The 18,147-nt window shown below is 66.8% G+C and carries 18 protein-coding genes; 13 read left to right on the forward strand and 5 right to left on the reverse strand.

Annotated features, from left to right (window positions below; translation table 11 throughout):
* Nucleotides 1-4: 4 nt before the first annotated feature.
* Together E2K76_RS09105 and E2K76_RS09110 are read left to right on the forward strand one after the other, a co-directional pair.
* Nucleotides 5-1,012, forward strand: a complete 1,008-nt coding sequence (locus E2K76_RS09105) for a zinc-dependent alcohol dehydrogenase family protein (RefSeq protein ID WP_136683986.1) — start codon at nt 5-7, stop codon at nt 1,010-1,012.
* A gap of 43 nt (nt 1,013-1,055) precedes the next feature.
* On the forward strand, nt 1,056-1,436 hold the full coding sequence (locus E2K76_RS09110) for a c-type cytochrome (protein WP_136683987.1): 381 nt from the start codon (nt 1,056-1,058) through the stop codon (nt 1,434-1,436).
* On the opposite strand, the gene E2K76_RS09115 is transcribed toward E2K76_RS09110, so the two are convergent.
* The gene (locus E2K76_RS09115) at nt 1,406-2,320 is read right to left on the reverse strand and encodes a DMT family transporter (protein ID WP_281280723.1); all 915 of its coding nucleotides are present in this window, start codon (nt 2,318-2,320) and stop codon (nt 1,406-1,408) included. The genes E2K76_RS09110 and E2K76_RS09115 overlap by 31 nt on opposite strands.
* 130 nt (nt 2,321-2,450) lie before the next feature.
* Between E2K76_RS09115 and E2K76_RS09120 the strand changes: the two genes are divergently transcribed.
* From E2K76_RS09120 to E2K76_RS21110, 3 genes are read left to right on the forward strand one after another with little or no spacing between them, the layout of a single operon-like run.
* Complete coding sequence (locus tag E2K76_RS09120) at nt 2,451-2,660, forward strand: transcriptional regulator (protein ID WP_136683988.1); 210 nt, start codon at nt 2,451-2,453, stop codon at nt 2,658-2,660.
* Nucleotides 2,657-2,926 (forward strand): hypothetical protein, encoded by a 270-nt coding sequence (locus tag E2K76_RS09125; protein ID WP_220432195.1) that lies wholly within the window; start codon nt 2,657-2,659, stop codon nt 2,924-2,926. Before E2K76_RS09120 ends, E2K76_RS09125 begins: the two co-directional genes overlap by 4 nt.
* Before the next feature lie 29 nt (nt 2,927-2,955).
* The gene (locus E2K76_RS21110; RefSeq protein WP_136683989.1) at nt 2,956-3,309 is read left to right on the forward strand and encodes a 2-hydroxycarboxylate transporter family protein; all 354 of its coding nucleotides are present in this window, start codon (nt 2,956-2,958) and stop codon (nt 3,307-3,309) included.
* Nucleotides 3,310-3,355: 46 nt separating this feature from the next.
* Here E2K76_RS21110 and E2K76_RS09135 read toward each other — a convergent pair whose 3' ends face one another.
* Both E2K76_RS09135 and E2K76_RS09140 read right to left on the reverse strand, forming a co-directional pair.
* Nucleotides 3,356-4,864, reverse strand: a complete 1,509-nt coding sequence (locus E2K76_RS09135) for a CoA-acylating methylmalonate-semialdehyde dehydrogenase (protein ID WP_136683990.1) — start codon at nt 4,862-4,864, stop codon at nt 3,356-3,358.
* A gap of 11 nt (nt 4,865-4,875) precedes the next feature.
* Complete coding sequence (locus E2K76_RS09140; protein WP_136683991.1) at nt 4,876-6,198, reverse strand: aspartate aminotransferase family protein; 1,323 nt, start codon at nt 6,196-6,198, stop codon at nt 4,876-4,878.
* A 135-nt stretch (nt 6,199-6,333) separates the two neighbouring features.
* On the opposite strand from E2K76_RS09140, the gene E2K76_RS09145 reads away from it, so the two are divergent.
* Nucleotides 6,334-6,894: a cupin domain-containing protein gene (locus E2K76_RS09145; protein WP_136683992.1), complete on the forward strand. Its 561-nt coding sequence runs from the start codon at nt 6,334-6,336 to the stop codon at nt 6,892-6,894.
* A 2-nt stretch (nt 6,895-6,896) separates the two neighbouring features.
* Here the strand turns inward: E2K76_RS09145 and E2K76_RS09150 are convergent, their stop codons facing one another.
* Nucleotides 6,897-7,391, reverse strand: coding sequence for an Lrp/AsnC family transcriptional regulator (locus E2K76_RS09150; RefSeq protein ID WP_220432196.1), 495 nt, complete (start codon nt 7,389-7,391; stop codon nt 6,897-6,899).
* A 158-nt stretch (nt 7,392-7,549) separates the two neighbouring features.
* Between E2K76_RS09150 and E2K76_RS09155 the strand changes: the two genes are divergently transcribed.
* The gene (locus E2K76_RS09155; RefSeq protein WP_136683993.1) at nt 7,550-8,869 is read left to right on the forward strand and encodes an NAD(P)/FAD-dependent oxidoreductase; all 1,320 of its coding nucleotides are present in this window, start codon (nt 7,550-7,552) and stop codon (nt 8,867-8,869) included.
* Nucleotides 8,870-8,871: 2 nt separating this feature from the next.
* Here the strand turns inward: E2K76_RS09155 and E2K76_RS09160 are convergent, their stop codons facing one another.
* Nucleotides 8,872-9,954: an NAD(P)/FAD-dependent oxidoreductase gene (locus E2K76_RS09160; RefSeq protein ID WP_136683994.1), complete on the reverse strand. Its 1,083-nt coding sequence runs from the start codon at nt 9,952-9,954 to the stop codon at nt 8,872-8,874.
* A gap of 97 nt (nt 9,955-10,051) precedes the next feature.
* Here E2K76_RS09160 and E2K76_RS09165 point away from each other — a divergent pair, with 97 nt between their 5' ends.
* The 6 genes from E2K76_RS09165 (at nt 10,052) to E2K76_RS09190 (ending at nt 18,145) form a co-directional block, all read left to right on the forward strand.
* Complete coding sequence (locus tag E2K76_RS09165; RefSeq protein ID WP_136683995.1) at nt 10,052-10,918, forward strand: LysR family transcriptional regulator; 867 nt, start codon at nt 10,052-10,054, stop codon at nt 10,916-10,918.
* Nucleotides 10,919-11,004: 86 nt separating this feature from the next.
* A complete protein-coding gene (locus E2K76_RS09170; RefSeq protein ID WP_136683996.1) occupies nt 11,005-13,023 on the forward strand; it encodes a hydantoinase/oxoprolinase family protein in 2,019 nt (672 codons plus the stop codon).
* 4 nt (nt 13,024-13,027) lie between these two features.
* On the forward strand, nt 13,028-14,992 hold the full coding sequence (locus tag E2K76_RS09175) for a hydantoinase B/oxoprolinase family protein (RefSeq protein WP_136683997.1): 1,965 nt from the start codon (nt 13,028-13,030) through the stop codon (nt 14,990-14,992).
* Nucleotides 14,989-15,279 (forward strand): (2Fe-2S)-binding protein, encoded by a 291-nt coding sequence (locus E2K76_RS09180; protein WP_136683998.1) that lies wholly within the window; start codon nt 14,989-14,991, stop codon nt 15,277-15,279. Before E2K76_RS09175 ends, E2K76_RS09180 begins: the two co-directional genes overlap by 4 nt.
* Nucleotides 15,276-16,712, forward strand: coding sequence for an FAD/NAD(P)-dependent oxidoreductase (locus E2K76_RS09185; RefSeq protein ID WP_246032930.1), 1,437 nt, complete (start codon nt 15,276-15,278; stop codon nt 16,710-16,712). The genes E2K76_RS09180 and E2K76_RS09185 overlap by 4 nt, the downstream gene beginning before the upstream one ends.
* Nucleotides 16,685-18,145, forward strand: a complete 1,461-nt coding sequence (locus E2K76_RS09190; protein ID WP_136684000.1) for an aldehyde dehydrogenase family protein — start codon at nt 16,685-16,687, stop codon at nt 18,143-18,145. Before E2K76_RS09185 ends, E2K76_RS09190 begins: the two co-directional genes overlap by 28 nt.
* Nucleotides 18,146-18,147: the final 2 nt, after the last annotated feature.

Consider the following 18,147-nt stretch of genomic DNA (forward strand, 5'->3'; position numbering starts at 1 on the left):
TGACATGAGACAGATCACCATCGAAGCGCCCGGCGGGCTGGATCGCCTGCGCCTTTCCGATGTGCCCGAGCCGCCCGCGCCGGGGCCGGGCGAGATTCGCGTGCGCATCAGGGCCAGCTCGCTCAACTACCACGACTATCTGGTCGCCAGCCGCGAGGGGCAGGCCGAGGACGGGCGCATCCCCATGTCGGATGGCGCAGGCACGGTCGAGGCGGTGGGGCCGGGAGTGACCGAATTTGCCCCCGGCGACAATGTCGTCTCCTGCTTCTTTCCCGACTGGCAGGATGGCACGGATCTGCCCTCGGATTTCCGCCGCGTTCCGGGTGACGGGATCGACGGCTATGCCCGCGAATGGGTGACGCTGCCTGCGGACCGCTTCACCCTTGCGCCAAAGGGGTGGAGCCACGAAGAAGCGGCAACGATCACCACGGCGGGGTTGACCGCGTGGCGCGCGCTGGTGGTGGATGGCGGCCTGAAGCCGGGCGATGTGGTGGCAGTGCTGGGAACCGGTGGCGTGTCGATCTTCGCGTTGCAGCTTGCCCGCGCGATGGGGGCGAGGGTGATCGCCACCTCCTCCTCGGACGAAAAGTTGGAACGGCTGCGCGTGATGGGGGCCGAACATGTCATAAACTATCGCAAGACGCCGGAATGGGGGCGCGAGATGCGTCGACTGACTGGCGGGCGGGGCGTCGATCTGATCGTCGAGGTGGGCGGCGCCGCGACCTTGGCGCAATCCATCGCGGCGGGGCGGGCAGGGGCGCATATCGCGCTCATCGGCGTGCTGACCGGGATGGGGGGCGAGGTGCCGACGGCGCTTCTGATGGCCCGGCAGCAGCGGTTGCAGGGGCTGGTCGTCGGCTCGCGCAGGCATCAGCGGGATTTCGTGGCGGCATTGGACGCGACCGGGCTGCGCCCCGTGATCGACCGAAGCTTCGATCTTGCCGATCTGGCAGACGCCTTTCGCCATCAGGAATCCGGCGCTCATTTCGGCAAGATCTGCGTTACGATCTGACGGCGGCCAGCCGCTTGGCCGCGATTCACCAAACGAAACCGCCATGCGCCGCATCCTGCTCATCCTGCTGCTTGTGTTTTCGCCGCTGGCGGCGTCCGCGCAGGATGCCGATGCGGGCCGCAGCCTGTTCCGCAAATGCGCGGCCTGTCATGCGTTGAAGCCGGGGCCCCCGATGCGCGCAGGGCCGCATCTGGATGGCGTGGTCGGGCGCGTCATCGGATCGCTGCCCGATTACAGCTATAACGCGTCGCTGCGAAGTGCCGGCCGTGCGGGCGGGGTCTGGACCGAGGATCGGCTTTCGCATTTCATCCAGGACCCGCGCGCGATGTTTCCCGACACCAAGATGAACTTTGCCGGTATCGCGCAGGAGCAGCAGCGGCGCGACCTTATCGCCTATCTGCGGACCATCGCGGCAGGCGCATAGGACCCCCGCCCGATGATGAACAACCCCGACAGCACGATCATCGCGGATCCGATCAGCATGAACCCCGTAAGCCGTTCTCCGAACAGCACCGCGCCAAGCGCCAACCCGAAGACGAGCCGCACATAGCGGAAGGGCGTCACCGCTGAAACCTCTCCAGTCCTCATGGCCTTCATCAGGCAGGAATAGGCCGCGACGCCACTTGCAACGGCCCCGGCGGTGAACTGCACTGCCGCTGCATCCGGCGCGATGAACGGCACCTGCGACCAAAGCGAGAAGATCCCGCCCGCCACGACCACCGCCAGAAAACCGTAGAAGCCAAGCACGGCGGTTCCAAGCGAGGCGGGCGCGGCGCGGCTTGCCAGATCGCGACCCGCAAAGCCCAGCATTCCCAGAACCGCCAGCAGCGACAGCACCGAAAAGCTGTCGCTGCCGGGCCTGAGGATGACGAGCACCCCGGCCATCCCCAGCAGGATTGCGGCCCATCTGCGCCAGCCGACCCGTTCGCCGAAGACCAGCGCAGCGGCGGCCACGACGACGATCGGCGTCGCCTGCAGGATCACCGTCGCGGCGGAAAGCGGGATGAGCGCCAGCGCGAGGATATAGAACAGCCGGCCCCCCACCTCGAAAAGCACGCGCAGCCGCATCGGAAAGGAGGCAACGTCGCGCGACAGCAGCTTCTGGCCCGTCATCAACGCCAATGCACCGAACACGAATGCGCCGCCGAAGCCGAACATGACAAGCACCTGACCGATGGGCAGATGCTGCGACAGCGCCTTGACGAAAGCATCCTCGACCGCGAATCCGGCCATCGCGGCGATCATCCATGCCGCGCCGAGGGCGTTTGCGCGGCGCAGGGGGGTAGGGGCGCTTGTGCGGATGCTCATGGCTCTCTCTGGTTTCCTGCGTGATGCCCCATGGCGCGCGGGTCGCGCAACAGATTTCGAGGGCAGCTTGACGGATGCGCATAGGATGCACATATTCTGCCCATCGACCCTCCATCCGAAAGGCCTGCCGATGAGCGTCCGTCTGAACCTCGTGCTGTCCGACGATCTGAACTCCGAGATCGAACGGATCGTGTCCGACAGCGAAACCAACAAATCCGAGATCATCCGCAAGGCGCTGCAGCTTTTCCTTGCCGCGCAGGAAGGCAAGAAGCAGGGCCTGAAGCTGGGTCTGGTGGAGCCGACCACACGCACCATGCAGACCGAGTTCATCGGGTTGTGATCGACAAGGTAGATCTGAACGCGCCGCCCGAGAACCATACCGTCAAGGTGTCGGTTCAGCCGGACGAGAAAAGCGGGGATATCTGGGTCCGCAACATCAAGGATCTGGTGCTATTCTTCGTGGCGATCGCCTTCGTGGGCGTGATCCTTTGGATCTGCCTCGAAGCGATCCGGTCGGGCAGTTCATCACAGGATGAAAAGCGCTGGGCGCAGTCGGTGCTGTCGGCGGCGACGGGCGGGATCGTCGGATATCTGGTCCGAAAATAAGCCGGGGCTGCCGTCACTCCAAGGCGAAGATGCGCCGCAGCACGGCGGTCCTTTTCTCTCCGCCCAGATGCATCCGCGTCAATTCTGCGGCGGCGGGTCGCCTATCCGATGCCGTTCGCCTTTGGAATCGTGCTGACGCCTCAAGAACTGGTCGAGGGGTTTGGTCCCGCCAACCTGATCACCATCGTTTCGACCGTGGCGACGGCGCGGCGGGTCAACCTCTATCCCGTCGAATCCGTGACTGTGACCAACACCCACGGCGGGATGGCCACATCGCGATCCTGTCGGCGTCGAACCGGATGCCCCTCGCTCAGATCGCGACCCGTATCGGCGGCGGGATCACGGTCGCGATTGCGCTGATCGCGATGGCGGCGCTTTGGTGAACGAATTGGGGGCGCCGGTTGCTGCCGGCGCCCCCAATGATGGCCTCTACTTCGAAACCGGCATGGTGAATTCGGCGCCTTCGCCAATGCTTTCCGGCCAACGCTGCATGATCGACTTCTGTTTGGTATAGAACCGCACGCCTTCCTCGCCATAGGCGTGCATGTCGCCAAACAGACTGCGCTTCCAGCCGCCGAAGCCGTGCCAGGCCATCGGCACCGGGATCGGAACGTTGATGCCGACCATGCCGACCTGCACCTGCCGCCCGAATTCACGCGCCACATTGCCGTCGCGGGTGAACAGCGACACGCCGTTGCCGAATTCGTGGTCGTTGATCAGCTTCAACCCCTCGGCAAAGGTAGCCACGCGGACGCAGGACAGGACCGGCCCGAAGATTTCCTCGCGATAGATGGTCATCTTGGGCGTCACCTTGTCGAACAGGGTCGGGCCAAGCCAGAAGCCGTCCTCGTGTCCGGCAACGGAGTAGCCGCGACCGTCCACGATCAGGTCCGCGCCTTCCTCTACACCCCCGGCGATATAGCCTGCGATGCGGTCCCGCGCGGCGGCGGTCACGATCGGGCCCATCTCGGCGTCCAGTTCCATGCCATTCTTGACCAGCAGCGCCTCAGCTCGCGCTTTCAGGACCGGGATCAGCTTGTCCGCCGCATCGCCCACCATCACCGCGACCGAGATAGCCATGCACCGCTCGCCCGCCGAGCCGAAGCCTGCGCCGATCAGCGCGTCGGCCGTCTTCTCCATATCGGCGTCGGGCATGACCAGCATGTGGTTCTTCGCCCCGCCCAGCGCCTGCACCCGTTTGCCGTGCCGCGCGCCGGTTTCGTAGATGTAATTCGCGATGGGGGTCGAGCCGACGAAGGACACCGCCATCACGTCCGAGTGTTCCAGCAGCGCATCGACCGCCACCTTGTCGCCCTGCACCACGTTGAAGACGCCATCGGGAAAGCCCGCCTGTTTCATCAGATCGGCATAGATCAGCGATGCCGAGGGATCGGTGGGCGAGGGCTTCAGGATGAACGTGTTGCCCGCCGCGATGGCGACCGGGAACATCCACATCGGCACCATGACCGGAAAGTTGAAAGGCGTAATGCCCGCAACCACGCCCAACGGCTGGCGCAGGGTCCAGTTGTCGATCCCGGTCGAGACTTGATCGGTATAGTCACCCTTCAGCAGCTGCGGGATGCCGCAGGCAAATTCGATGATGTCGATGCCGCGTTCGACCTCGCCCTGGGCGTCGGTGAAGACCTTGCCATGCTCGCGCGTGATCGCTTCGGCCAGCTTGTCCTTGTTCTCGCGCACCAGTGCAAGGAGGGCGTTCATCAGCCGCGCACGGCGGATCGGCGGCATGTTCGCCCAGGCAGGGAAGGCGGCCTTGGCGGCGGCGACCGCCTGATCCACGGTCGCAGGCGCGGCAAGCGAGACCTGCCCGCTGACCGCGCCCGTGGCCGGGTTGGTGACGGGCTGCGTGCGGTCGGCATCCCAGACGATCCGGCCCGCGATGTAATGGCCGATCTGCGCGGTATTGTTGTGGTCTTTCATCGGTGGGAACCTCAGGCAATCTTGCGCAGGATGTCTGCGAGCTTGGTGAACAGCATGTCGATCTCGGTTTCCGAGATGATGAGCGGCGGGGACAGCGCGATGATGTCGCCGGTGACGCGGATCATCAGCCCGTCTGCCCATGCGGCCTTCATCGCCTCGGCCCCGCGGGTGCCCGGTGCGCCGGGGCGGCTTTCAAGCTCGATCCCCGCGACGAGGCCGAGGTTGCGCAGGTCCTTCACATGCGGAAGGCCCTTCAGCGAATGGACCGCGTCCTGCCATTTCGCGGCCAGACCGTCCGCACGGGCGAATAGATCCTCCTCGCGATAGGTCTCCAGCGAGGCGAGTGCTGCGGCCACCGCGACCGGATGCGCGGAATAGGTGTAGCCGTGAAAGAGCTCGATCGGGGCGTCGGCATTTTCCATCGCGGAGGCGTAGATCTTTTGATCCACGATCACCGCGCCCATGGGGATCGCGCCATTGGTCAGCCCCTTGGCCGTTGCGATGATGTCGGGCTTCACGCCGAAATATTCCGCAGCCGAGGCGCGGCCAAGGCGGCCATAGGCGGTGATCACTTCGTCGAAGATCAACAGGATGCCGTAGCGATCGCAAATTTCGCGCAGGCGCTTCAGGTATCCCACGGGCGGAAGCAGAACGCCGGTCGATCCCGCCATCGGCTCCACGATCACGGCAGCAATGGTGGACGGATCGTGCAATTCGGCAATGCGGATCAGATCGTCGGCCAGTTCCGCGCCATGTTCCGGGCAGCCCTTGGAGAAGGCGTTGCGGCCAAGGTCATGCGTGTGGCGCATGTGATCGACGCCCGCCAGCATCGTGCCGAAATGCATCCGGTTCTTGACGATCCCGCCGACCGAGATGCCGCCGAAGCCGGTGCCGTGATAGCCACGCTCGCGCCCGATCAGGCGGGTCCGTGCCGCATCGCCGCGCATCCGGTGGTAATGCAGCGCGATCTTCAGCGCGGTATCAACGGATTCCGACCCCGAGTTCGTGAAGAACACATGGTCCAACCCCTCGGGAAACATGCCCGCCAGCCGCGAGGACAATTCGAACGCCTGCGGTGTGCCGAAGTTGAAATGCGGCGCGTAGTCCAAAGTCGCGACCTGCTTCTGCACCGCCTCGGTCACGCGCCGCGCGTTGTGGCCCGCGTTCACGCACCACAGGCCCGCCGTCCCGTCGAGGATCTGCCGACCGTCGCTGCTGGTGTAATACATGCCGTCGGCCGCGATGATCATCCGCGGGTCCGCCAGAAAATCGCGGTTCGGCGTGAACGGCATCCAGAAACTGCCGGGATCGTTGGGAATGCTCGCGTCTTTCATTTATACCTCTCCGTGCTTGGGATCAGAAGGCCACGCAACCTGCGCGCCGGACAAGAGCGATTTGCAACCCTGCGCCGCTTGCCGCAGACATTGGGATTTTCTAATCTGTGCTTCCTATGGGAAGCGAGAAAGCGGATGACGGATTCAGCCGATGCGATGGTGGCGATGCGGCTTCGCGTCGTCCGGCGGTCCAAGGGGCTGTCGCAGCGCGAGCTTGCGCGGCGCGCGGGCGTCGGCAGCGGCACCATATCGCAGATCGAAGCGATGGCGATGCAGCCATCGGTTTCGGTGCTCAAGAAGATCCTCGACGGCATCCCGATGGACCTTGCCAGCTTCTTCAGCTTCGAACTGGCCGAGGAAAAGGCCCGCGTTTTCCGCCGGTCCGAGCATGTGAACATCGGGGCATCCGGGATCAAATACTTGCTGATCGCGGCCCAGCGCCGCGACCGCGCGATCCAGATGCTGCATGAATTTTATGATCCCGGTCGCGATTCCGGTCGCCACGCCCTGTCCCATCAGGGCGAGGAATGCGGAGTCATCATTGCCGGCCAGTTGGAGGTCACGATCGGCGACGAGGTTCACCTGCTGAACGCGGGGGATGCCTATTACTTCACCAGCACCACACCGCACAGGTTCCGCAACATCGGCGATACCGTCTGCGAGGTCGTGAGCGCCTGCACTCCGCCGACCTTCTGACCCTACAGCCGTTCGGCGAACAGGCGGGTCAGGGGAATCTGGTTCTTGACGAAAGGCGTCTTGATGACGACGAAGCTGAAATACTTGTCGATGCCCACGTCCCGGTCGATCAACGCCTCGATGATGTTCTGGTAATCCACGATCCCCGAGGTCACGAATTTCGCCAGATAGTCGTAGCCGCCCGAGACGAGATGGCATTCGATGCAGCTGTCGATCTTTTCCAGCGCCTCCTGGAACCGGGCGAAATCGGTCTGGCGGTGGTTCTTCAGCGTGAATTCGGTGAAGACGGTCAGCGTCTCGCCCAGTTTCGCCACGTCGATCTGTGCGGAATACCCGACGATATAGCCCGCCTGCTGCAATTTCTTCACCCGCATCAGGCAGGGCGAGGGCGACAGCGCCACCAGATCGGCAAGCTCCACATTCGTGATGCGCCCGTTCTTCTGCAACTCGGCCAGAATCTTCACGTCGATGCGGTCGAGCTTCAGGCGCGGGGTCATCTTGTCTTTCCTCCCAATGGGCTGGTTCCTTTTCCTGCACCTTGGCGCCGCTGCCAAGCCCCGCCCAATCGAAAGGATATGCCGTATGCGCGCCGGGATGCGGCAGATACGGCCGGAAGATGCGGGATAGCCTTGCTGGAAACGATCCGGAGACGCCCATGCCTGCCCCGCTTTTGCACATCGACACAGACGACACATTGCCGGCGGATGCCGATTGCGTCGTGATCGGCGGCGGAATTGCCGGGGTCTGCGCCGCATACTGGCTGGCGCGGGGCGGGCAGCGGGTGGTGCTGCTGGAAAAGGGGCGCATCGGGGCCGAACAGTCCAGCCGCAACTGGGGCTGGTGCCGCCAACAGAACCGCGACGCGCGCGAATTGCCGCTCTCCACCCGCAGCCTCGATTTGTGGGAGGAGATGTCGCGCGACCTTGGCCCCAAGATCGGCTTTCGTCGCTGCGGCCTGCTCTACCTGTCGGACAGTGCCGCCGAGATCGAGGGCTGGGCCAAATGGGGCCAATTCGCGCGCGGCGAGGGGGTGGATACCCGAATGCTCACGGGGGTCGAGGCCGCTGCGCGCGGTGCCGCGACAGGGAAGGCGTGGCTGGGCGGCGTCTGGTCCCCTTCGGACGGAACGGCGGACCCGGCCAGCGCCGCGCCGGTGATCGCGGGCGGCATCGTCAAACATGGTGGCTACGTGATCCAGAACTGCGCCGCGCGTGGGGTCGAGATGGCGGGCGGGCGCGTCGTCGGGGTCGTAACAGAACGCGGCACCATACGCGCGCCGGTCGTGGTGGTCGCGGGCGGTGCATGGGCGGGCAGTTTCCTGCACCAGATGGGCATTGCGTTTCCGCAGGCTTCGGTCCGCAGTTCGATCCTGTCGGTCATGCCGGGTGCTGCGGGGCTGCCCGATGCGCTGCATACGGCGGCCGTGTCCGCCACGCGGCGGGGAGATGGCGGATATACGCTGGCGATTTCGGGCCGGGCGAGCCTGGACCCCACGCCCTCGATGCTGCACGGGGCCAAGCACTTCCTGCCGATGTTCGCCAAACGGTGGCGCTCGCTTCGGCCCGGTGGGCTGCAAGGCTGGCGCGCGGGGTTCGAGACGCGGGCGATCTGGGCGCTGGACCGCGAAACCCCGATGGAACGGATGCGGGTGCTGGACCCCAGACCCTCGACGGCTCTGGTGAACGAGACCCTGGCGCGCGCCCGCGCCTTGCTGCCCGCGCTGCGCGACATTCCGGTGCAGGCAAGCTGGGCCGGGTTCATCGACAGCACGCCCGACGGGGTTCCCGTGATCGATCAGGCGGCGCCGGGCCTCGTGCTGGCGGCGGGTCTGTCGGGCCACGGCTTCGGGATCGGGCCGGGGGTCGGGCATCTGGTAGCCGACCTCGTGCTGGGCCGCGCGCCGATCACCGAGGTCGCGCAATACCGGCTGGATCGGTTCCAAGGCAGCCAATGGGGCAAGGTCGCGAAGTTCTGACATCAGAAGCGCGCGATGCTGAACGGCTCTAACGGTGTGCTGCACCGTCCCGTCGCAACGAGTTCCGCCATCGCATCGCCGACGCCGGGGCCAAGTTGAAATCCATGGCCGCAAAAGCCGAAGGCATGGAACAGGCCGGGTGTCGTCCCGGATGCGCCCATGACGGGCAGGCCATCGGCGATATACCCCTCGGCCCCCGACCACTGCCGGATCACCGCCACATCGCGCAGGGCGGGGACAAGGCACACCACCTCGCGCAGCTGTGCGGGCAGGCGGGCGGGATCGATATGGGCGCGACCATCCGCGACCGGCGTGCGCTCGGACGCGCCGCCGAAGACAACATTGCCGCGTTCCACCTGCCGCAGATAGGCGCCATGCGCCGCGGACCAGACGCCGACCACCGGCAGGATGCGGTGTGGCAGCGGCTCGGTCACCCCCATCTGCGGGCCAAGGACGGCGATTGGAACCGGCTCTCCGAACCTGGCCGCGATGGCTGCACCTTCGGCGCCGGCGCAGTTGACCATGGCATCCGCAGTGAATGTTCCGCGCGAAGTTCGGACCGTAAAGTCATCTATCGAATAGATTTCAGCCTGATCCACGATCACCGTCCCAAGCGCCGCGGCGGCATCGGCAAAGGCGGGCGCGATCAGCCGTGGATTGGCCGATCCGTCCTGCGGCGAAAAGGAGGCGCCGATGGCATCCGGGCCCAGACCCGGGAAACGGCGGTGGATTTCATGCGGTGTCAGCTCCTCCAGCTCCAATCCCCAAGGGCGGGCATCGGCGGCGAAACGGCGCATCAGGTCCAGCCCCTCCGGCTCGAAGATCAGGCGCAGATGGCCTGTCGCGCGGAATTCCACATCGCGGCCCAGCAGCCGTTCCAGATCGTTCCACAGCGCCAGCGAGCGATGGGCCAGCGGCATCTGCGGCAGGTATCGCCCGCTGCGGCGGATATTGCCGAAGCTGGCCACCGTTGCCCCTGCGCCGATGCGGCCCTTGTCGATCAGCGTCACCGCGATTCCCCGGCGCGCAAGGAAGAAGGCCGTCGCCGTGCCCATCAACCCGCCGCCCAGAACGATCACGCGCATCTTCGTCTCCTGTCTCTTGCCCAAGGGAACGCGGACGGGCAGAGTTTGACAAGGACGGGTTCTTCGGCGCGTCATAAGTCCAGCCTATGGGGAAGCGATGCGCGCAAGACAGCTTGAGGTTTTCGTGGCTGTCATGCGTGCCGGGTCGATCACGGCGGCGGCCCGGATGCTGAACATCTCGCAGCCCGCGCTCAGCCAGATCCTGCTTCATGCCGAGGATGAGCTGGGCTTTTCGCTGTTCACCCGCGACAAGGGCCGCCTGCGCGCGACCCCCGAGGCGCTGGAATTGTTCCCCGAGGCGGAGGCGCTGTTCGGAGGGTTGGAAGGTCTGCGCCGCAAGACCGCCGATCTGCGTCTTGGCCGCGCGGGGCTGGTGCGGATCGCCGCCTCGCCCCCGCCCGCCATGTCGTTTCTGCCCGGAGTGCTGGCCGCCTATCGCGCCGCGCATCCCGATGTGGTGCTGCGCGCGCATGTGGCGCCGCTGTTGAACCTGATCGCGATGCTGCGTGCCGGGGATGCGGTCATGGCGCTGGCGCTGGATGATCACGTTCCCCCGGATCTGGAGGCCGAACCGCTGGGAGGAACCGGCTTCTGCTGCCTGCTGCCCGAGGGGCATCCGCTGGCATCGGAGGATACCATCGACCTTGCCGCATTGGACGACCCGCTCATTTCCTATCGCCACACCACCCGCCCGCATGAGGAGCTTTCCGCCTTTGCCCGCAGCCGCGGCCTGCGGTTCGAGCCTGCGCTGGAGATCGACCTGTCCATCACCGCCGTCGGATTCGTACAGGCCGGGCTTGGGGTTGCGGTCGTGGACGGGCTGATGCCGTGGCATCAGTTCGCAGGCGTCGTCACGCGGCCCCTGCGCGACGGGCCTTCGCTGCCGCTGTCGCTGCTGACGTTGAAGGGCCGCGTTCTGTCCGTCGCCGAGGAAAAGATGCGCGAGGCGATCCGGGCGGCATAAGTCCGGCTTATGCGCTGCCCCTTCATGCGTCTTGGACGCCGCGTCCGTCCTCTGTTCCCTTGGGTCAAACAATCGGAGACTGGCAGATGGACTGGAAGATCGGGGTCGATATCGGCGGCACCTTCATGGATTTCTGCGCGCTGGAGCAAAGCACGGGCCGTGTCGCCTCGTTGAAGGTGCTGACCACGCCGGACGATCCGGGCGCGGAACTGCTGGAAGGGCTGCGTCTTCTGGCGGTGCGCGAGGGGCTGGAGCCAAGCACCGTCAGCCATTTCGTCCACGGGACCACCGTCGGGATCAACACGATCATCCAGCGCAAGGGTGCCAGGCTGGCGCTGATCACCAATGCGGGGTTCGAGGATGTGATCGAACTTGCCCGCCTGCGGATGCCCGAGATGTATTCGCTGTTCTGCCACCGCCCCGATCCGCTGATCCCGCGCGACATGATCTTCGGCATTCCGGCGCGGATGCGGGCGGATGGGTCCGAAACCGCTGTGCCGGACGATGCTGCCATCGCCACCGCCCTGTCACGTGCACAGGCTGCGGGGGCCGAGGGCGTGATCGTCGCCCTGCTGCATTCCTGGCGCGACGGGCGGCAGGAGGCGGCGGTGAAGGCCAGAGTCGAGGCGCTGGCTCCCGATCTGTTCGTCTTCACCTCGTCCGAGGTCTGGCCGGTGATCCGCGAATACGAACGCACCTCCACCGCGATCCTGAACGGCTATGTCCATCCGCGCGTGTCGGGATACCTGAGCGCGCTGGAGGATCGGCTGGCCGGGCAGGGCGTTCCCGCCCGCGCCATGCTGACGAAATCCAACGGCGGGTTGATGACGGCAGGCGAGGGGCGGCGCGATTGCGTGTCCATGCTGTTGTCCGGCACCGCATCCGGCGTGATCGGCGCATCCTGGCTGGCCCGGCAGGCGGGCGAGGCGCGCATCCTGACGCTGGACATCGGCGGAACGTCGGCCGATTTCGCGCTGATCGTGGATGGCGAGGTGCAGTTCGGCACGGACGAGCTGATCGGGGAATTTCCGCTGCACATCCCGTCGGTCTCGGTCAGCTCCATCGGGATCGGCGGTGGGTCCATCGCCAGCGTGGACGGGCAGGGCGTGCTGCGTGTCGGGCCGGAATCGGCAGGATCGAACCCCGGCCCCGCCTGCTATGCCCGCGGCGGCACCCGCGCGACCGTGACCGATGCGATGGCGGTCTGCGGCTGGCTGGGCCACAGCCAGATGGCCTATGGCCAGCTTTCCATGGATGTGGCGCTGGCCCGTCAGGCGGTGGGTGTTCTGGCCGATGCGCTGGGCCGGGGTGTGGAGGAGACGGCGCAGGCAATCCTCGACATCGCCGTGTCGGAAATGTTCGTCGAGGTGGAAAAGCTGTCCTCCCGCGCCGGGGTCGATCTGCGCGACTTCGCGCTGATGCCCTTTGGTGGCGGCGGGCCGATGCTGGGGGCCTTCCTTGCGCGGGAGCTGGGAATGTCGCGGGTGATCGCGCCGCGCCGTCCCGGCGTCGTCTCGGCCCTTGGCGGGCTGGTGGCCGACCTGCGCGGCGATTTCATCCGCACCGTCTTTGCCGATCTGGGCGTGTCACTGGCCGAACCGTTCCGCGCCTTGGCGGACGAAGGCCGCGCGTGGCTGACCGCCCAAGGCCATCGCGGCCCCGCCGACCTGCGGCTGTCCGCCGACATGCGTTATGCCGGCCAAAGTTATGAGATCGAGACGGATCTGCAACCTGCGTGGCTGGACGATCCGGCCCGGATGGCGCGAGCATTCCATGAAACCCATGCCCGCATCTATGACTTCCACGACCCCGATGGGCGGATCGAGATCGTGAACCTGCGCCTCTCTGCCATCGGCGCAGGGCCGAAGCCGGAATTTCCGGTCGAAGCGGCCGATCCGTCGCCCGCGACCGCGCAGCGCCACGTTCCGGTCCATCTGGGCAGCCTGCGCGACGTGCCGCTGTATGACCGCGCCGCGCTGTGCAGCGGGGCGACGTTCCATGGCCCGGCCATCGTCGCGCAGGAGGACACGACCTTCGCCATTCCCGGCGGCGCATCCGCCCGCGTGGACGCCCATCTCAACATCCACCTGACCTTTGCGGAGTGATCCCATGTTCGACAAGATGACGCTTCAGGTTCTGGCCAACCACGCCCGCGCCGCCGCCGAGAACATGGCCCACACCCTGCACCGCACCGCGCATTCCGCCTTCGTCAAGGAAACGCAGGATTTCACGGTGATGCTGATGGACAAGGGCGGCGATACCTTCGCGGTGCCGATGGACCTTGGCGCGACATGGTATCCGGGCCTGACCTATGGCCGCGCGATCGACATGGTTCAGGACTACCGCCCCGGCGACGTGGCCTTCACCAACGACCCCTATTCCGGCCATGTCGCGACCCACGCCCCCGACACCCACCTGTGGAAACCCGTCTTCGCGGATGACGAGATCGTGGCATGGACCGGCGGTCATATCCACAATACCGACATGGGCGGCGCGGTCCCGGCGTCGCTTTCCCGGTCGCTGACGGAAATCCATCAGGAGGGCATCCGATTCCCGCCGATGAAGCTGATGAACGAAGGTGTCTTCGACGAACAGATCCTGCGGATCATGCAGACAAACGTTCGCAAGCCCGCGCTGAACATCGGCGACATCAAGGCGCTGGTCGGCGCGCTGAACACCGGCGAACGCAAGGTCCACCAGATGATCGCGCGGTTCGGCAAGCAGGGGTTCATGCAGGGCGTCGCCGCGCTGAAGGATCAGGCCGAGGCGCAGGCGCGTGACATCCTGCGCCAGATCCCCGACGGCGACTACCGTTTCGCCGACTATGCCGACGAAGATAGCGATCACGCCAACCCCTGCCGTCTGAACCTGACCCTGCGCATCCGGGGGGACGCGGCGGTGCTGGATTTCACCGGGTCCGATCCGCAGCTCGCCAGCTCGCTCAACGTGCCGTCGGGGGGCGATCCGCGGCATACGATCCTGCTGGTGGGGATCTATTACGTTCTTTACACGCTGAACCCGCGCATCCTGCTGAACACCGGGCTGACGCGCCCCTTCACCTGCATCGCGCCCGAGGGGACGGTGCTGAACCCTGTCTCTCCGGCGGCGGTGGGGATGCGGTCGCTGACCTGCGCGCGGCTGCGGTCGGTGATCTTCGGGGCGTTTTCGCAAGCCATCCCGGACCGGATGCCCGCCGCGCCTGCGGGCAACAACTGCATCGTCAACGTCATGACGCGGGACGAACGCAGCGCCGGCACCGTCATCGCCGCGATCAACCCGGTGGTCGGTGGCGGCGGCGGGATGCCGTGGCGCGATGGGACCAACGGATCGGGCGCGGATGCGGCCTATCTCAAGAACACGCCCATCGAGATCACGGAAACCGAGGTGCCGGTCGAATTCGTCCGCTATGGCCTTGCGCAGGACAGCGGCGGGGCGGGGCGGTGGCGCGGCGGGCTGGCGACGGAAATGGCGTTCCGCGTCTTCACCCCCGATACCCGCATCACTGCTCGCAACCGCGACCGTTCCTTCTTTCGCCCTTGGGGGGTCCTGGGCGGGCGCGCGGCGGGGCTGGCCGACATGGTCGTGAACCCCGGAACGCCCGAGGAAAGCCGCACCGGATCGAAGGACACCGCCATCCTTGGGCCGGGCGACGTGCTGGCGATCCGTTCGGCGGGCGGCGGCGGACGCGGCAACCCGGCGGAACGCGAGGTCTGGCGGGTGGAGCAGGACGTCGCGCGGGGCTATGTCTCGGCCGAGGCGGCGCGGCGCGATTATGGCGTCGTGCCGGGGGATGCAGAGGCCACGGCCAGGCTGCGTGCGGGAATGGTGGCGAATGAGGGCCATTTCCACTTCGGCCCCGAACGCGACGGGTTCGAGGCCCGCTGGACCGCCGACGCCTATGACGCGCTGACCGCGATCCTTGCCGCGCTTCCGGTCCATTGGCGTTTCTTTGCCAAGACCGAGATATTCCGCCGGATGGACGGCTCGGGCGCTTCGGCGGTTCATCGCGCGCACCGGGCGGTGTGCGAGCGGTTCCCCGACATGCCGCGCCCCTTGGCCGAGGCTGCCGAATGACGGGCCGCATCGTCCGTCTGGCCGAAACGCACCGCGCCCCCGTGGCCTTTCGGTTCGACGGGCAGGACTTGGTGGGGATGGAGGGCGACACGGTGCTGACCGCGATCCTTTGCACCCAAGGCAGTTTGCGTGCGGCGGAGTTCGGACCGGAACGGCGGGCAGGGTTCTGCCTGATGGGTGCCTGTCAGGATTGCTGGATCTCGCAAGAGGATGGCCCCCGTCTGCGCGCCTGTCAGAGCCCCTTGCGGGCGGGGATGCAGCTCCGGTCGGACGGATGGCGCGAATGACCCGCGTCCTGATCGTCGGCGCGGGGCCTGCGGGCATTCGCGCGGCGGAAACGCTGGTGCGGGCGGGGCTGCGCCCGGTGGTGGTGGACGAAGGCGCGCGGGCGGGTGGGCAGATCTATCACCGCCCCCCGCACGGGTTCCTGCGTGACGCCCGCGCGCTTTACGGCAGCGAGGCGCAGAAGGCCGAGGCGCTGCACGCATGTTTCGACGGGATGGTGGCGCGCGGTCAGGTGGATTATCTGCCGGGCCGGGCCGTCCATTCCTTGCGCGACGGTCATGCCTATGTGACCGGAGGGGCGCCGATCGCGCATGACCGGCTGATCCTTGCGACCGGGGCGACGGACCGGCTGATGCCGGTGCCGGGCTGGCAATCGGCGGGGGTCTTCTCGCTGGGGGCCATGCAGATCGCGTTGAAGGCGCAGGGCGTGGCGCTTGGGCAGCGAATCGTGCTGGCGGGGACGGGTCCGCTGCTGACGCTGCTGGCATCGCAACTGATCAAGGCAGGGGCGGGGCTGGCGGCTGTGCTGGACACCTCGCGGATGGGCGATCAGCTTCGGGGCGGGATCGGCATGGCGCTGGCGCGTCCGCTGGTCACGCTGCGCGGGGTGCGGATGCGGATGGGGCTGCCCTATTACGCGGGCGTGGTTCTGGACGGGATCGATGCCGGGGCGGTGCGCTGGCGCGACGCGCGGGGCCGCCCGCAGGTCACGGAATGCGACGCGGTGGGCCTTGGCTGGCATCTGCGGGCGGAAACGCAGCTTGCCGACCTTGCGGGCGCAGAGTTCGAATGGTCGGAGACATGGCAGCAATGGCTGCCCCGCATCGACGATATGGGCCGCGCGGGGCCGGGGCTCTACCTCGCCGGGGACGGGGTGCGCATCCTTGGCGCGGATGGGGCGGAACTTGCCGGGCGGCGTGCGGCGGCGGCCTGCCTGCACGATCTGGGGGTCACAGCGCCCGTCCCGGACCTGCGCCGGACCGAGCGGTTTGCGGCTGCGCTGGCCCGCGCTTTTCCATGGCCCGCGGTGGACGTGCCCGACAGCGCCATCGTCTGCCGCTGTGAAGGGATCACGGCGGGTGAATTGCGCGGCACGGTGGACCGGACGGGACCCGAGGCCAACCGCGTGAAATCGCTGGCCCGCGTGGGGATGGGGCGCTGTCAGGGCCGCTATTGCCAGCTGGCCGCCGTGGATCTGATTGCGCGCCATGCTCGCACCTCGCGTGCGGCGGTGGGGCGGCTGCGCGGTCAGCCGCCGGTGCGGCCCCTGACGGTCGCCGACCTGCTGGCCGCAGATTCTTCTGCCGCCTGCGCCAAGCCGGAGGATTCTGCCGCCACCCCCGATCATTCGGCAGCTTCCGCTTCCCCCCTCGCCGCACCCTGTTCGCAAGCCACCCCGAGGATGCCATGCTCGCCTTCCGCCCCGAAGACCTGACCCTGCCGAACGGCCATTTCATCGGCGGCGCCTATGTCCAAGGTGCCCCCGAGATGGAGGTGCGCGCACCTTCGACCGGGCAGGTGCTTGCCACAGTGCCCCGCGCCGATGCGGAGGTCGTGGACCGCGCGGTTGCGGCGGCGCGGGCGGCGTTGAAATCCTCGGGCTGGGGCGGTCTTCGCCCGCGCGAGCGGACGGCGGCGCTGCACCGCTGGGCGGACCTGATCGAGGCCGAGGCCACCACGCTGGCCCGGCTCGAGGCCGTCTGCTCATCGCGCCCCGTCAGCCATGCGGCGACAGGCGATGTGACGATCACGGCGGAACAGATCCGCTTCTTCGCCGAATTTGCCGACAAGGAAGGTGGCGATCTGGTTCCGACCGGGGATGGCAGCTTCGGCTTCATCGCGTCCGAGCCTTATGGCGTCATCGGGGCGATCGCGCCGTGGAACTTCCCGATCTCGATGGCCGGATGGAAGCTTGCGCCCGCGCTGGCGGCGGGCAATGCCGTCGTGCTGAAACCGTCCGAGATGACGCCTTTCACCGCGCTTTACATGGCGGAACTGTCGGTCCGCGCGGGCATCCCGGCGGGACTGGTCAACGTCGTGCTGGGCGATGGAGCGGTGACGGGAACGGCGATCACGGGCCATCCGGGCATCGACAAGGTGTCCTTCACCGGATCGACCCGCGCGGGCGCCGCGATCATGGAAAACATCGCGCGGACGGGCATCAAGCCCATGACGCTGGAACTGGGCGGCAAAAGCCCGATGGTCGTTTTCGACGATGCCGATGTGGAATTGACGGCCCAATGTCTGGAAAACGGCATCCTGCCGAATGCGGGGCAGTTCTGCGTCGCCGGATCGCGGATCATCGTGCAGCGCGGCATCGCCGATGCCTTGGCCGCGCGGCTGGCTGATCGGTTTGCCCGCCACCGCCCCGCCGCCACATGGGAAGACGAGGCCGGGTTCTCGCCCATCATCTCGGAAGGGCAGCTGGCGCGGATCGACGGCATCGTGCGCGATGCGGCGGCAAACGGGGGCGAGATCCTGTGCGGCGGCGCGCGCTTCGATCACGAGGGCAGCTTCTATCGCCCGACGCTGATCGGCGGCGTGACCGCGCAGAACCCGGCGGTGACCGAGGAAATCTTCGGCCCCGTCGCCACCTTCCAGACCTTCGACAGCGAAGACGAGGCGATGGCGCTGGCCGCCCACCCGACCTATGGACTTTGCGCCGGGCTTTTCACCCGCGATCTGTCCCGCGCGCTGCGCTTGACGCGACGGCTGGAGGCTGGAACCGTCTGGGTGAACCGCTATGGCCGTTCGCGCGACCATATCCTGCCGACGGGGGGCTGGAAGGCTTCGGGTCTTGGCAAGGATCTGGGGCGCGAGGCCTTTGCGGCGAACCGCCGGACGAAATCCGTCCTGATCGACCTTTGAAG

The sequence above is a fragment of the Falsirhodobacter xinxiangensis genome (genome assembly GCF_004959935.1).
Taxonomy (GTDB): domain Bacteria; phylum Pseudomonadota; class Alphaproteobacteria; order Rhodobacterales; family Rhodobacteraceae; genus Falsirhodobacter; species Falsirhodobacter xinxiangensis.